Source organism: Pseudobacteriovorax antillogorgiicola, assembly GCF_900177345.1.
Taxonomy (GTDB): domain Bacteria; phylum Bdellovibrionota_B; class Oligoflexia; order Oligoflexales; family Oligoflexaceae; genus Pseudobacteriovorax; species Pseudobacteriovorax antillogorgiicola.
On sequence record NZ_FWZT01000008.1, the window covers coordinates 90,571 to 105,688 of the forward strand.

16 protein-coding genes are annotated in these 15,118 nt (G+C 46.7%); 6 read left to right on the top strand and 10 right to left on the bottom strand.

Translation table 11 applies throughout. The features are described 5' to 3' along the window. Positions 1-9: 9 nt before the first annotated feature. Positions 10-1,179 (bottom strand): fibrinogen-like YCDxxxxGGGW domain-containing protein, encoded by a 1,170-nt coding sequence (locus B9N89_RS12230; RefSeq protein WP_132318982.1) that lies wholly within the window; start codon positions 1,177-1,179, stop codon positions 10-12. Positions 1,180-1,487: 308 nt separating this feature from the next. On the opposite strand from B9N89_RS12230, the gene B9N89_RS12235 reads away from it, so the two are divergent. Together B9N89_RS12235 and B9N89_RS12240 are read left to right on the top strand one after the other, a co-directional pair. Beyond that, a complete protein-coding gene (locus B9N89_RS12235; RefSeq protein WP_132318980.1) occupies positions 1,488-2,405 on the top strand; it encodes a MotA/TolQ/ExbB proton channel family protein in 918 nt (305 codons plus the stop codon). 11 nt (positions 2,406-2,416) lie between these two features. Next, on the top strand, positions 2,417-3,244 hold the full coding sequence (locus B9N89_RS12240; protein WP_132318978.1) for a hypothetical protein: 828 nt from the start codon (positions 2,417-2,419) through the stop codon (positions 3,242-3,244). Here the strand turns inward: B9N89_RS12240 and B9N89_RS12245 are convergent. From B9N89_RS12245 to B9N89_RS32155, 3 genes are all read right to left on the bottom strand, one after another. Further along, a complete protein-coding gene (locus tag B9N89_RS12245; protein WP_132318976.1) occupies positions 3,241-4,299 on the bottom strand; it encodes a DM9 repeat-containing protein in 1,059 nt (352 codons plus the stop codon). The two genes, B9N89_RS12240 and B9N89_RS12245, sit on opposite strands and share 4 nt — an antisense overlap. 233 nt (positions 4,300-4,532) lie before the next feature. Next, positions 4,533-5,300: an ion transporter gene (locus tag B9N89_RS12250; RefSeq protein ID WP_200820705.1), complete on the bottom strand. Its 768-nt coding sequence runs from the start codon at positions 5,298-5,300 to the stop codon at positions 4,533-4,535. Positions 5,301-5,472: 172 nt separating this feature from the next. Beyond that, positions 5,473-5,595: a hypothetical protein gene (locus tag B9N89_RS32155; RefSeq protein WP_268808733.1), complete on the bottom strand. Its 123-nt coding sequence runs from the start codon at positions 5,593-5,595 to the stop codon at positions 5,473-5,475. 28 nt (positions 5,596-5,623) lie between these two features. Between B9N89_RS32155 and B9N89_RS12255 the strand changes: the two genes are divergently transcribed. Beyond that, entirely contained in the window at positions 5,624-6,598 is a 975-nt protein-coding gene (locus B9N89_RS12255; protein WP_159455328.1) for a c-type heme family protein, read from the top strand. A 28-nt stretch (positions 6,599-6,626) separates the two neighbouring features. On the opposite strand, the gene B9N89_RS12260 is transcribed toward B9N89_RS12255, so the two are convergent. The 3 genes from B9N89_RS12260 to B9N89_RS12270 form a co-directional block, all read right to left on the bottom strand. Next, entirely contained in the window at positions 6,627-8,117 is a 1,491-nt protein-coding gene (locus tag B9N89_RS12260; RefSeq protein WP_132318970.1) for a hypothetical protein, read from the bottom strand. A gap of 9 nt (positions 8,118-8,126) precedes the next feature. Next, positions 8,127-9,425, bottom strand: coding sequence for a hypothetical protein (locus B9N89_RS12265; RefSeq protein ID WP_132318968.1), 1,299 nt, complete (start codon positions 9,423-9,425; stop codon positions 8,127-8,129). 167 nt (positions 9,426-9,592) lie between these two features. Beyond that, the gene (locus B9N89_RS12270) at positions 9,593-9,946 is read right to left on the bottom strand and encodes a hypothetical protein (protein WP_132318966.1); all 354 of its coding nucleotides are present in this window, start codon (positions 9,944-9,946) and stop codon (positions 9,593-9,595) included. A gap of 327 nt (positions 9,947-10,273) precedes the next feature. Here B9N89_RS12270 and B9N89_RS12275 point away from each other — a divergent pair, with 327 nt between their 5' ends. From B9N89_RS12275 to B9N89_RS12285, 3 genes are all read left to right on the top strand, one after another. Then, a complete protein-coding gene (locus tag B9N89_RS12275) occupies positions 10,274-10,687 on the top strand; it encodes a potassium channel family protein (RefSeq protein ID WP_327354989.1) in 414 nt (137 codons plus the stop codon). 142 nt (positions 10,688-10,829) lie between these two features. Further along, positions 10,830-11,234, top strand: coding sequence for a GNAT family N-acetyltransferase (locus B9N89_RS12280; RefSeq protein ID WP_132318962.1), 405 nt, complete (start codon positions 10,830-10,832; stop codon positions 11,232-11,234). Positions 11,235-11,273: 39 nt separating this feature from the next. Further along, a complete protein-coding gene (locus B9N89_RS12285; protein WP_132318960.1) occupies positions 11,274-11,861 on the top strand; it encodes a DUF4269 domain-containing protein in 588 nt (195 codons plus the stop codon). On the opposite strand, the gene B9N89_RS12290 is transcribed toward B9N89_RS12285, so the two are convergent. From B9N89_RS12290 to B9N89_RS12300, 3 genes are all read right to left on the bottom strand, one after another. Continuing rightward, positions 11,826-12,323, bottom strand: coding sequence for a DUF2569 domain-containing protein (locus B9N89_RS12290; protein ID WP_132318958.1), 498 nt, complete (start codon positions 12,321-12,323; stop codon positions 11,826-11,828). The genes B9N89_RS12285 and B9N89_RS12290 overlap by 36 nt on opposite strands. 390 nt (positions 12,324-12,713) lie before the next feature. Next, on the bottom strand, positions 12,714-13,649 hold the full coding sequence (locus tag B9N89_RS12295; protein WP_132318956.1) for a S1 family peptidase: 936 nt from the start codon (positions 13,647-13,649) through the stop codon (positions 12,714-12,716). Positions 13,650-13,738: 89 nt separating this feature from the next. Continuing rightward, positions 13,739-15,073 carry an SMP-30/gluconolactonase/LRE family protein gene (locus tag B9N89_RS12300; protein ID WP_132318954.1) on the bottom strand — a complete coding sequence of 445 codons (1,335 nt, stop codon included), beginning with the start codon at positions 15,071-15,073 and terminating at the stop codon, positions 13,739-13,741. Positions 15,074-15,118 lie beyond the last annotated feature (45 nt).

Here is a 15,118-nt window from a genome sequence, read left to right on the forward strand (position 1 = left end):
GCCGTAATACTAGCGAATATAAATTCTGTGAAGGGTATTGTGGACTACAAAATTGTCCCAGTCGAAATCACACTGGAATCGGTTGGCGCTGTTATCGATAATCCATTCAGCACCATCACCGACGCTACCGGTGTTTGACGCTTCGTTCCAAATCCGTCCTAGAGTATTGTCCCCCTGGGAGTCATAGGCTGAATCAGAGAATACAGGGCTATCAGCGGTGTGGCCATCTAAAAGCTGGTGGCGACCATCGGGGCCAAGCATCTCACTGCAACTGCCGGTGCCGGTTTTAGTCGATGCTATGCAGCCAGGAGCGTCTGTTTTAAAGTGCACCATCCGTTCATGCATGCTAGTGATACAGAAGAACCTAATTTCGCTATAGTTCATAAGGTTTAAAAGCGCTGGTGTTGCCTGACCCCACTGTTCTGCATTTAAGGAGCCGTCGATGCCTAGGTCATCAGAGCTCTTATGAGGCAGGGACTGCACGCGATAGCTTTGTGGAGGGTTGCTATCGGCAAGGTGAAGGTAGTTCAGAACCAAAGTCCAACCACCTTGGTCAGTTTCCATGTCACAGTAAGCAGGAATCAAACCTTCCAAAGATTCAATAATGAGGTAGTAAACACCGGATGTTCGATAACCGAGGGTGTATAGGGTTTGGCATGTATCGGCAAAAATACGCTGCATTTGCTCGTCTATCTCTTGATCTAGGGGTTCGAGCAGCTCTATTTGCTCACCTTTAAGGCCGCGGACAGAAACCTTAATATCTTTGAAGAATGTTTCAAGGTTGTCTTGTGCTCCGGTAGCTTTGATCCAAGTGATACTCGGGTCAGTGGCAAGTTTTTCGGTGCTGATAGGCAAAGCCTCCAATCCAGTGCCAGCAAAGAGCCACTCATATTCAGAGTAGACTTCATCAAGGCTCATGGGAAGGCCGTCCTCTGATCTCGATTGACAAGACATTTGCCCGCTTGTAGCAGAAACGCTATAGGGTGCACAAGCTAGGTACGCACCAGTTACAGGAGTGGGGATGACTACAACTTCTTCTGTCTTCTGGGTGTCACTTGTGGTCGCTTTGGTATCAACCTCCACAGAATCCTCTTTGGACTTAAAAGTATCCTCTTTGCAAGCCAGTGATATAGAAGCCACTGATAGGACCCAGACCAATGTTGAGAGCTTTGGGCTCATACTATTCTCCAAAGAGGTGGTCTTAAATTATCGGTAATGTGATCCCCAGTGTTGAAAGGCTAGGACTATATTCAATAATATTAATTGCTTGGAGTTCTAGAATACTGCTGTCTCAATGGTGGTCTGATCGAATCGGAACGCTAGTAATTCTTACTTGAGTCACAATTATTCTTGCTAGTGCCTTAAGTCCTTAAAACGAAGAGGAAAATTAGTGCGTATATATGTCGCCCATCGAACTCAAGAAGTTTCTAGGCCAACAAGAATGGGCATGCTAGGATCGGGCGGGAATTTAAGGAGAGGAGGAATTCGTGGTAAAACAATCCGTTTATAAGGTGCAAAGTTCATCGGCACTGTTTCAAATATTCATCAGCTTTGCCTTGTTAGCAGGGGTCGCGATTTGGCAAAATGGTTTTTTGAGTGATTTTTTAATCGGTGATCGTTCTACATCCCTTGGCAAGATTTGCAATAGCCTCATCATCGGGGTCTTTCTGCTAGGAACACTGAGGATCATTGCGCTAATGATCACCTATGGTCGCGAAGAACGTTCGGTTCGTAATCTTTATGAGAACCTTGGGCTTGATTCTCAAAACCCTTTCAACAATGTTGACTCTGAGTCGATCATCGCCAAAAGGTTTCATATTATCCAGACTCTCTCGAACAAAAATGCTGAGCTGGACCACGGAGCTCTCGCTGCCATTGTCGAGGCTGAGGAATCAGCGAAGGCATCATTTCCAAAGTTTATTTGTTCCATTCTCATTCTGATGGGGATGCTTGGAACGATTCTATCTTTGGCCATTGCTCTTTTAGGAGCGTCAAACTTACTCGAATCCATGACGGACATTAAAAACATGGGTCTGGTGATCAATGGCATGTCAACGGCCTTGTCAACAACGATGACTGGAATCGTTTGCTATATCCTGTTTCGCTTCTATTTAGGTAAACTGCTCGATGTGCAGAGCAATTTACTTTACGCAGTGGAACGAGTTACTGCTCTTACATTGATCCCTATGTTTGGCCGGTCTCAAGATGCTGTTGTTCCCAAGGTGCTGGACCTCATCGAAAACCTGGACAAGCTTGTGAAGCAAATGGCTAAGAATCAAGAGTCCATGGCTGGCACCCAAGGGGAACTACAAGGATCCATTCGCAGCTACACAGAGCAGATGAGCGGCATGGTCGAGGGCATCAACCAGATCAATGTTAATTTACACAAGGGCTTCCGACTCTAGGGGAGGATACTATGAGATCTTGGGGACTTGGCTCTTATCGCCGTCATGACAAAGAGCTTGAGCAGGAAAACTTTTGGCCATCGTTCGCTGATATCATGATGGTAATTGTCATGATCTTTCTGATGGTGATGGTAGTCCTGTTGGTCAAAAATTGGGAGTTGGTTACCCAGCTCAAGCAATCGATCTTAGCAGAACAGCAAATCGCAGAGGAAGCGGAGAAAAAGGCTAGTGAGAATGTACTCCTATCCGATCGCCTTGCCGATGCTGAAAGCTTGGTATCCCGCTTACGACTTCAGCTTATGCAGGCGCAAGATGAAAATGGTGAACTGAGGGTTCAGCTCGACGAGAAAAGTGAGGAAATTCGAATTTTCGAGAATACTTTAGCTGAAAATTCACAGACCATCAAAGACTTAGAAGGTCGTGAGGTTGAGCTTAAGGCAATGCTGGCTGAAGAGAAAAAGAGCGCCGAAGACAAAGCTCAGGCTATCATGCAGCTGCAAGCCAATGCTAGAGCAGCGCAGGATGAGTTCGACGTTCTGAAGAAGAAGTATGATAAACTCGTTCGACCGGCTCGCACTCCAAAAGGCAAAACTGTTGTTGAGGTAAGCTATACAAAGGAAGCAGGGCGAAACGTGATCCGATTGAAGGAGCCGGGCAAACCCTTGCGCGAAGTGAACTCTGATGAAATGCATCAGACCTTGGCCCGGATACAGAAGATTGATCCCAGCAAGCTTTACTTAAAAATTGTGTTTCCTAAAGGCAGTCAGATCTCTCATGACGAGGCTTGGAGGTTCACCAGCGGCCTACTAGACCGCTATGATTACTACTACCAGGATTAGTTGGCAAGAACGTCCACTAAGACCTGATAGGTTTGAGAAAGGTGCTCGTCGCCAAAGAATTCATGGCGGCAGCTGCTTTCCCCACTGATGATGTAGCCCGGCGTGGGTTCACCATCGGGAAAATTGGGGCGGTCGGCTGCTTCAGGGATTGGTAGCTGCAAATTGCGACACAAATAAATCAATCGTCCGTTTTCAGACTGCCCGCCGATAACTGCATTCTTAGGAATGGCTCCATCACTTGCATCAATCCAGGAAAATTGGTCACGAACTTGAGTGGATGGCCAAGTTAGAACTTCGGCCACATTAGAGCTGCCAGTTCCAGCTCGGGTTGTATCTCCAGGAGACGACGAATAGCAATCGGATCCTGTTCTGCCAAAATATTCCATATGGACGAGCTTGCCAGGGATAATTCCTCGTGGAGTATAGATTCGACAGACGCCTAAAATCACTTCTTCCATAATCTCGGAGCCACCTGTGAAGGTGTTTGTTGGTGGAGCAACATCGCCGTCGAGGAGACTCCAAGTGAGAGGGTTTCGAACGACTACGACGCTATCTGTCTCTAGCTGAACAGGACCCGATATAATATCGATTCCGAATCTAGCATTTTGGCGAATCAGGGGCTTTTCACCCTCATCAAGCATTTCAAAGGAATGTTGAATATGCCACAAAGGCTCTTCGGGCAGGGCCCGGCTTACGAGCTTGGCCTCCCAAGGGGCTTGTAAGCCATCCACTGTCCACCGAACATTGATATCGTTATCACTCAGATCGATTGTTTTGTGACTCTCGTCATCTCTCAGGGCACAGAGAACTTTAAACTCGCTCGACTCAGCCAGATCTTGCTCGACACAGTAGAGATAGGCTCCCGTCACACTCTGGGGCACTACCACTGCTTCTTCTTGGGCCACATCGATAGTTTTCCCGGAAGAGTCTAAGCGACTTGCTTCCTGTGGCTCAGCTCCAGCTCCAAGAGAGATGGTGTCCTCTAAAGAGCTTGGATTGCATGAAGCCATGGCAAGACCTAGAAGGACGATGCTATGTAGTCGTTTGATTGTCAATGACGGCTCCAATCTGTTTCAAGAATCGACGCTGAACATCGAATGTCTTGGTGCATAAAATTTTAGCGGTTATTCACTCAACGGCTGGACCGCTCATTTTCATGAGCGTCATTGGATTTACCTGTGATTACAGGCCTTAGCTTCGAAATATTAATCTGAGTAAGGCTTCCGGAATGGAGGCTTTTCACAAAAATGTGCGGTGTCTTGCAATTCAAGAGCCTTTGGGATTGGCCTCAGTCTTTGAGCTTACGATCCAGAGCAGCCACCATCTCTTTCAGATCCTGCATTTCTTGAATCAATTGGAGCCGTTCATCGTGACCTTGCTCGGCTCGATTTTCGGCAGCTTGTTCCGTTTCGCTTTGCATGGCATTAACGATAACGGCTATAAATAAATTGAGCATGGTAAAGGTTGCGACTAAAATGAAAGGGATGAAGAATAACCAGGCAAATGGATATCTTTCCATCACTGGTCGCACGATGCCCATTGACCAGCTCTCTAAGGTCATAATTTGAAAAAGCGTGTAGGCACTAGCTCCTAAATTACCGAACCACTCGGGAAACCCCTCGCCAAAAAGCTTGGTGGCCATGATGGAGCCCACGTAAAAAATCAAGAGCATGATTGCCCCGACAGAGCCGAGACCAGGCAGAGCCGATAACAAGCCATTGACCACCCTGCGGAGTGATGGGATGACACTGATCATGCGTAGTGTTCGTAGGACCCGCAGGGATCGAACCACAGAAAACGCTCCCGTGGTAGGAAGGTGCGAGATCAAGACCACTGAAAGGTCGAAGATACGCCAAGGATCGCGGGCAAAATGAGACTTGTAGACGAGTAGTTTGAGCCCTATTTCAACAGTAAATATCGCAAGAAAAATGCCATCGAGCCACTGGAGCCAAGTGAGGGTCTGGCTGCTGATGCCGGGAGTGGTTTCGAGGCCTAGAGTTATTGCGTTTGCAACGATGATCGCCACGATCCCTCGTTCGAAATCTTTCGATTCCACCAGCTTTTTTATCTTCGATAGTCTAGGTAGCTCAAGAAACATTTCACTCGATCCTTTCCATCAAATTCCACAGAATGGGCGGTTTTGCCTCTATTCAAGCCGCCAAGATAATGGCAAATTCTCTACAAGTATAGCGTTATCAACAGTTCACCCCCAACAAAGTGAGGGTGACTTACGGAAAGTCAAGGTGGCGAACCTTTGGGAATGGAAAAAATGCTGCGGCCAAGGCTTTTTGCTTATTTTTTCGAATGATGCCATCTAAAATAGCGAATTGAATCGCTCCATGGTCGCTCATGGAGTTGTCTTACGGATTGGAGGACACAATGAAATGGAAGAAGGCTGTGATAGCAATTTTATTGGGTGGATCGAGCCTTGCCTGGGCTCAGTGGGACGAGAGTCAGGTGCAGGCTCTGAAAATGCCACAAAGTGGAGTCGTCAACGATCACTTGATCGTTGGAGGGCAGCCAGACGAGGATGATTTTAAGTCCTTTAAGTCATGGGGTGTGGTGCGGGTGATCAATCTACGAGTTCCTGGTGAAAAGAACTTTGTGGCAGAGGAAGAAGCATGGGCCAAATCCGCAGGTATGGAATACTTAAGCCTACCTGTTGCGGGAAAAGACATCAGCCTCGAACAAAGTTTGGCCTTGAAGAAGCTGTTGGGAGGCCAGAAAAAAACATTACTCCATTGTAGCAGTAGCAACCGGGTCGGTGCACTGCTGGCCATCAATCGATTTTTATTTGAACCCATGTCAACGAAGGAAGCCTTGGCCTACGGCGAAAAACACGGCCTAAAATCCTTGGAAGAGATGACTAAGGGAGTGCTAAACGACCCAGAGACCCAGGCATTGAAGAAGAAAATTACTGCTGGCAAAAAGCGGATCAAACAATATGGCATGAGCTTGAAGGGCAAACTGATGGACGGTATGAAAAAAGGCCCCGCTCAGGCGGTGCAAAGCTGTCAGCTAGCGGTAAAAGAGATGCGAGAGACGGGCAGTGAGAGAGTCGGACGCTCATCACTCAAGGTGCGAAATCCAGAAAATTCACCTGAACCGGCGTTACAAGCGGTATTGAAGGAATGGCAAGACCGCAAGGTGGGAGCCGATGATTTTCAGTTGGTGGAAGATGGAAAGTCCATGATACTTGCGAAGCCGATATATATGCAGGGGCTTTGTGTCACTTGCCATGGGGCTAAGGTGTCTCCTGATATTGAGGCGCAGCTTAAGAAGCTATACCCTCAGGATCTTGCACGAGGTTATAAGGTGGGCGATTTTCGTGGGGTGTTTCATACGGAGATTTGAAAGAGGAGCCCATGGGGGGCTCCATTTGCTAAAAGAACCAGGGGGCGAAGTAGTTGGTGTTGCCAGCACTTGATTGCATGATGACAGTCAATGGAATGGTGAGATCAGAGTTTGCATCTCCAGTGTAATCAAATGTTCCAAAGACCAGTTTACCGTAGTAGCTGGTTGTGCTATCAGCTGCAATCACAAAGTCTACTACCGTATTCTCATAAACTGCGATCACTGTTCCTGGGGTAAAGTAGGCTGAAGCCGAGTTGTCAATGGCACTGTCCCCAGCAATCCGGGCATTGATCAGTGGAGCAACCGTTGTGGTCGGCTGTGATGCTCCCTCTGAAACACTTGCTGTCACGGCAACATCCGACTCCGCAAAGGTTATGGTGATCGTATCCGTATCATCGCTGCTGGCATTGCTGATCAGTGAAGAATCTTCCAAGGTCGAGGCAATACTACTTAGAGTTGTTGATACATCAGTGTCAAAAGTTACTGTGTCTAGCGTAGTACCATTGACGGATAGAGTGACAACATTGCTTTCTACTAAATCAGAATTGAACGTGAGAGTTACACCTTGGGTTGGGTCGTAAGTCAGCGGGCCTCGATCTAGTATGGAAACGTTTTGACTCTGGGCTGTGGAAACCAGAATTCGCTGAGGATAGAGGGTTCCTGTATCGCGCGTGACAACAATCTGATTTGCTGTAGCTGACGTATTTGTAGCCGTGATACTACAGCCATTTGTGCATGTAGCAGCATCAGAAACTGTTACAGAAAACGCCGTGGTATCAAATGTAAGTGTTCGCGCCTGATCTGCTCCGAAGGTGGTGTCTTGGGAATACAAGGAAGGGGCTGGGGTGTCATCTGCTAGATTTGATGTCCAGCTGATCTCATCATAGCTTTCTCCCAAAACTGCAACCACTATGAAGGTATAGGTTGTACCATTGCTCAAGTCTTTGATGAGGCACCTTTGGATTCCCTCACCATCTTGGTATTCAGACGTTGACTTGGTTAAAGAAAGGTTGTCGTCACCAATTTCGCTGGTGCTACTATCAGGATCGTAGCATGCTACTTTCGCATTTACGATGGACTGTGTTGAAGAATCCTGAAGATTGGTTGGGGTTTGGCTGGTAAGGAACAGACCACTGTCGCATGATTCGTCTGAATTTACTGTAATTCCGAAAGCTGAGAAGAAGCCGTTGTTGTCTGAACAACGAGGAACCGATGCCTTGCGTAAGGTTGCTTCAACGCTATAATCGGCCGTGGGATATCCAGGGCGACTTGTCTCTTCAGCTGCTAATTGAGCGACTGATTTATTTGATACCATGAAGACGTCATAGCCTTGTAGTTCAGATTCAAAGTTCTGCGCATACCATCGCAACTCGATTTGGCTGTCACCTGTTACAGTTGTCAGGGCAATGGGTGGGGTGAGTTTATCGCGAGTGGATGTATCTGGGTTGGTGCCGTCGCCGTCGCAAGACAGAGAAAGCCCACAGAATAAGAGAAGGCTGCTAGCCCCTAGTTTTTTCATTGTTCACTCCTATCGGCTTAAGACATTGGCGGTTTTAGAAACTAGAAGCTGGTAACTCATAGTACATGCATCACCGATCGTGGAACCGCATGTTAGTGAATCGACGAATAGCCAGTCATAGTAAAAATCACTTGCTGTTGGAGTAATGTCAGTGGGAGCATTAGCAACAACATAGATGTTTTTCTCATTAAGAATTACAGATTGTCCTGGGCTGCTAAAGCCGCCCTCCTGCTTGATTGCAGAAGCTGAAAAATTACCGATGGATGTAATCTCATCTATAGAATCAACAAACGTCGAATCGGTGAAGCCGTTTGCAAAATACCCTAATGGGCGAATCGATGCATTTTTCCCAGCAACGATGCTCAGGCTGGATGGCGATCCCGTGTAACGTTCGAACTGGAATGCGCCCGATGCAGAGGTAGAACCGAACTGGGAAGATGAAGCGGTATGAGTAAGATCGGTGCATGCCGCTGCCTCATCAGCAGTTTGGCTACAATTCGTAGTGCGGTAGGTGCGAATATCGGTGGGTAGTTGATAGCTGAACGTTCCTGTATCCATCGTGACGGTAAGTGTTCCCGAAGTATTCGTGTACTTAGGAGTGATGCACTCCACATTACTAGAACTTTGAGAAATCTCAGCCCCACTATCTTGAACAGCAAAAACAAAGAAACAATACTGGCTACCAACTTCAAGGTAGTCGTTTACAGTGGTGCCCTCCGAACCAAAAATATAGCTCACAGTACCCACAGAAGTAATATCCGATGCTGATGTCTCGTTTGGAGTCACGCCCAGCCCTGTGCAAGAGCCATCTGTCAAGGTCTTGCAAGTTGGCAAAACAGCTTCTTTATTAGCCACCCGAATCTTATGATAGGGCAGTGCTGAGAACTTAGCTTCCGCTAGGTCAGCAGTATAATCGGCTTCAGCATTATCAGCGACACCCGGCAGAACATAGTCGTTATCGGACTGGTAAGAAAAATAGGCGAGCTGGGTGCGCGCTTCAGCAACAGTATTACCATCCGCGCTCAAAAGTTGGATGGGTTCACCTTCGGTGATACCCCAACTGGCTAAGGTTGTTGAATCGACCTTAGCGCCGTAGACATTGTAACCTTCAAAGTCATCTTCAAAGTTTGCGGTTTGCCATTGCAGCGTTACCTGGCCATTGCCGTTATCAATGAGTTTTAAGGCGCTCGCTGATTTTAAATCCTCCCGTGTGATAACATCAGGATCGCTGGTATCGCTACAAGAGCTTAAAACTAGGGCCGCTACCAAAGGACCAGTCCTTGTCCAGTGATTGAGCATGGTGTTCATGGGTTCTCCATAATAATTCTCAAATATAATAGTACTGAAGGGAGCATAAACTTCTGTAATGCATTATGCCTAAAAAATGCCAGTCCCTGCACGACTATTCTGTGTCTGCATATTTTTAGGCTAGTTCATTACGGAAGTTTATGCTCCCCATTTGATACACAATAACCCTACTGGTTGTGGTCAAAGCCTTCTTCTTCAAACTCTTCATAGCTCGGGCAAATTACATCCCAAAAAGCATTGAGGTCCTCCTCGGTCCACACCTCGCTCGCACGCTTCAGGTTGAACGAACTACTGGGCTCGCTCATGTGTAGCAGAAGCTCGACCACGAGATCTTGCTCTTCCGTGAGATTATCTTGGCGATAAGCATTCATGATAATCTCAAAAAGCTCCGCGGGCTCCTTGTCTAGCTTAGCATCCTCAAAGCATGGGAATGTAAGGATGGTGGCCACAAACTCCTCGACATCGATTTTGACTTCTATGTCTTGATCCTTAGCCTCTTGGTCATCAGGTGTGATGGTCATAGGGGAACACTCCTTTTGAAGCATGTTTTTTTTGGTCTTCTCAACACGATAAACCTTATGGTTTGGATTTTCTAATATTTTCTCACTTTGGCCTGAGCCTAAGAAAGCATCGCGTCCATTAAGTAAAAAAGTGAGTGAAAGCCTCGGAAACATTGATGGGTATAGGCTTGTGCTACCTTGGAGCGCAGAGCCTTTTGGCCTAGATCGAGGATAATCCTTGATTGACTTTTCAATTTTTAATATCCGGTTCATAATGGGATCGTTGGCCAGCCGTCCCTGCGAGTTTACTAGTATCCGAGGTTGTCGTTGCGAAATACTTTTCAGCACGTGTCTGTTTTTTACTCATCTCTATTTCGAGCTTTCACTAGGCGCCAAACCTTGGCCTTCGTCTTTTTAGGTAATGCCTTGCTCTTTCCCTTGGCTTTTCTATTTTACGGTGCGGAGCAAGAGGTGAATCCATTGGTAAGAGGCTATCCTGATGCCCTTTGGTGGGCTTTTGCTACGGTCACGACGGTTGGTTATGGAGATATAACGCCGGTGACCAATGCAGGGCGCTTGATTGGAGTTGTTTTGATGCTGGGTGGGGCGACCTGTTTTGTAGGATTTACGGCAGTGTTTGTGCCTACCTTTATGGCGGAGTTTACGCGAGATATTATTGAGTCAGAAGAGTCTAGTTTGGATTCTATTGAGAAGCGCTTGATTCGGATTGAGCAGGAGTTGCGGCGTTTGAATCGGCGCTGAAGCTTGAGGTTGCCAAGATCAGCAGGGCTGAATCTAGATAAAATAGTCCCAAACCTCCACTTGCCTTGAAACTAACTTAATTTTTGGGTAATCAAATCTTGGATAAGGGGAATTTTCTCAAGATTACCTATGAAAAGAAATTATGTTAAAAATTCAATATTCAGGTGAGGTCAAGGCTATTGACCTTAACAAACTCTTTACCAAGTGCAACTGGGAAGCTTCCCAGAGATCCCTTGCAAGAACGGAACAGTACTTAAGAACAGCAGCTAAATTGGTCGGGGCTTTCTACGACGGAGAACTTGTTGGCTTTGGTCGCTTGGGATTTGATGGGTATGTAGCAACTTTGAGTGATATCATTGTGAACCCGAGTTTCCGCAGGAGAAAAGTTGCATCGAATATGATGACAGAACTCATAGACCAAGCTCGTCAACTCGATGCAATTGCAGTCAGCCTGCTTGACCAAAGCTCCATCGAAGGTTTTTACGAGCAGTTTGGGTTTAAGGTAGTGAACCCGTGCCCAGGGCTTATGTTTAAGTCCATTATGTGAGTTGGGAGCTGGCTAGATGCCATAAGGAGATATACCTAATTGTCAATAAATGATATTTCATTCATGAAGGCAGGAACTCCAAGACAGCGTTTAGCGTTCGCTGCCATAACATCATTAGGGATCTTAGAAAAACTTGAACCCCATAACGCAGTTCTGGCTGGAACAATTCCCATCGATGTGGATATCGAGGATAGCGACCTTGATATCATCTGCGAAGCGAACGATCTGGATGACTTCAATACGCTGGTATTATCTTACTTCGGTGACTGCGATGAATTCACCTCTTACATGACCTCGACACGAGGCGTAAAGTCTTTTGTTGCTCGATTTGCCTTTAGTGGATTCGGCTTTGAAATCTTTGCTCAAAACTGCCCTATAGAAAGGCAATATGCGGTGGTCCATCTGCTCGTGGAGAGGCGACTATTGGAGATTGGTGGTGATACAGCTCGGGACGGAATCAGATCTCTAAAAGCAAGAGGCTTAAAGACTGAACCGGCTTTCGCTAAGTATTTTGGTATACCTGGAGACCCTTATGAAGAGCTTGTGAAACTTGTAGGTCTCTCAGATCGTGAGCTTGAGAAATTTGTTCAATCATCCATTGATGAACGTAGCTTTAACTCTCTTTGAAACCAACATATATGAAATGCACAGCACGGCAAAGATTGGAGACAAGAGAGTCTTCACTAGATCTTTGATTCCAAGGGTCTCACCAATGTCCACAGTCTGTGATGTGTAATAAATACCACCGAAGAGGATTAACTGGTTGAAAATAACCCAGCCAATGAAAAACTTTGGAAATATCGTTCTCTTTTTGAAAAAGAGCCACGCCACAACCAGACTGACAGCAAGTAATAAGAGATTCGTGCTAGTGAAAAGAATAGCGACTTGAGAGATTGCTGGATCAGAATCTTCTGATAGAAGTGCAGACCAAGTTTCAACACTGTACATATCTCGAAACTCTATGAGCATGGAGACTAGCTTAATCGGTGTCATGACTATGCCAATACCGATTATCATCAGCCAACCTTCAAGACCCTGTACATCATTTTTTTCTTCTTTCAGTGGCGCGGTCTCGTTGAGATTATCCAATATCCTAAGCCCTTATTTAACTATCCTAAAAGTATAGAGCATCGCTATTTTGACAGCATATGGCCTATACTGAGACATTTCTGTCAACAGATAATCAGCTAACATGCTCCGTTGTTGCATGGCTTGCGCCAAGAGTACGGCAAAAATCATCCTCAGGTACGTGACCCATTAGGTCCCTAGATATTGCGAACGCCATTGACTACTGGCTTGGGAATTGTTGATCTTGGCTATTCCATCGGCGAGCTGTGCCAAATTTGTATTTTCATAGGCGAGACGGCATCGATATGTCAGAAGTTTTAAAGGTGTCCAAGGAGACGTAACAGAGTACTCTGTGTCTCCCGTCATAAATTCGATTGCTATTCAAAACCAGACCAGCGCCTTAAACGAATCTCAAAGCATCTCCTCAACCACTTCACGGGCAGCATCACTTAGCTCACCAGCCACCAGCTTCTCCAGAAAAAGCTCTTTGATCTTAGCCGCAGGAACTCCATAGGATAGTTCAGACCAGATTTCTTCGCTCTCTTCAGCGAGAATTGAGTCCAGGTAATCAGAGTTCTGAATCTCAGATTTTTTGGGAATCTTTCCAGTCCAAATAATACCGATCACCTGTCCTGATTCACGATCCACCATGGCAGACCCGGAGTCACCATGAGAAACATCGCAGCCATTGGCGAACGACCAGGTTTTGTAGCGGCCAGGGTTCAGTGAGTCGGGGTCATCCATCAGACGAAATTCGTCTGTTTTTGAAAACACTTTGCAATCACTATCCCAGTTGCCTACCATATCGCGCCTGCTATTATTTGCAGATCCATAGCCAACTGTCAGAAGTTTTTGTCCCGGGTACAAAGGTAGATCGAAGGCAAAAGGAAGGGCGTAATTGGCCATAAGGCTTTCATCATCTTTGGCGACTTTAATGGTTAATAATGCTAGATCGATACTAGGCCAGGAACCGATAAAGCTTGATGTGCGGTAGGACTTTCCCAATTGTTTAAATGCAATACTAGCGAATGAGCATGCCCATGATGAAGGGCACACGTGGTTGTTGGTAGCAACTACATGCTGCCCTGCAAACTTACCGAGGTAGAATCCCGTGGCACCTCTTACATTAGCAGTGCCTTTAGCAACTCTCTCTAAACTTGCCAACTCCTTAAACTGACTTTCCTGAATAGGTTTCTTGCCCCATTCGCTTCCAATTTGGTAGCGGCTATCATCGATCTGATCTGAGCCTGGTTCAATCAAGATCCCCGATCCAAGCATAGGAATAGGCTCGGATCGGAGGGCGGGAGTGGCAATAAAAGATAGCGCAAGTAGCCATGCAAACTTCATCTGAATTTCCTTTCGTTGTTTCTGAATGAACGTCAGGATATCAGGATGAGTGGCTGATGCCAATTGAGGATAATAATAAAAGCTATTCCCTACAGTTTTCCAAAGTCAGCAGTGTTGATCCGTAATACCTTTGAAGGAAATAGTTCTGAAGAGCCTGCCTCGTCAGGTTGCTGTGAACCAAGAAGATTGCCATCGCCCACTATATATAGAATTGTTTCCATTCCTGGTCGGGGATCAAAAAACGCAGACGTTGGGCCCCAAAGCCCATCTTGGCTGTCAAGAATAAGGCTGGCGCGACCATTTTTTTGAAGCTTCACCAAGGTATTGCTGGGGTGGGTGGTGACCCAAAGGTTACCCGAGCGATCCACTGCGAAATCATCAGCACCAATTCCAAAGTTGCCATTGCTAACGATGGTGCGACGTTTTCCAGCGGTACCGTCCTTTTTGATTTTTGTTTCCACAATAGCAGCTGTGGAAGAGTTACTGATGAAAACAGAGTCATTCGCAACCTTAATACCGTTTGGTCCTAAATATCCTTGGTTCACTAAGCTTCCGCCCTCGGCCCAAACTTTGGCGACTCCAGTTTTTCTGTTCCATTTAAAAATTCGGCCCACACCGCTATCAGCAACGTATAGGTTGCCTAGGTGATCAGAAGCAATGCCATTTGGAATGCTGTCCTTGGGAAGGTCGGCAACAACTTGGTAGGCACCGTCGGCAAGCTTGATGATGGCGCGAATTCCTTCAGGATCGTTAACATCGGAAATTGTGCCAAAAAGCTCCCCTTGAGGGGTGAACGCAATATTGCCGCCCTGGCCCTCAGGGTAGGGAACCACAAGCTCAGCCCCGCCTTTTTCTGCAATACGAAAAACCCCTGTGCCTGTAGGCCCGAGGTTCATGACCCACACATCTCCGTGACGATCGACGGCCACTGACTCGATGAAGTCTCCTTTAGAAAAACTCGCCAGTTCTTCGATCTCTGGGCTCGCTACGCTTTTGCTTAACCAGGCTTGGTAATTGGCTTGGCAGGACTCAGATTCGCTCCCAACTTGATATTGAAGGGTCAGCTTTAAGCTCTTGCTGGGGCCTCTGCCTGTAAACTCCGCAGTGCCACTTTGAAAGGACCACGATTGGGGGGCAGAGTCTGGAGAAAGACATTCCGCAGAGGACTTGGTATCCAAAACAAACTTTCCTTTTTGCCTTCGTAGCTCAAGGACGCAATTGGGGCGGAACGCAACATTCAGTCGACGACCATTATTTTCTAGTCTTATCTCGCGACTCGATGCGGACTGATAGCTCGACGTCGAGGCACATGTCAGCTTGGTTCCCCCTGAGGCGGCTTGCCACACTGATTCTTTGCCGTATATTTGGCCCGCCACCCCTAAACTCAAAGCTAGGATGGCTGGTCTAGTGACTGCATGGTTCATGGATAACTCCCTATCTATAATTGAACATGATCATTTGGCAGCACC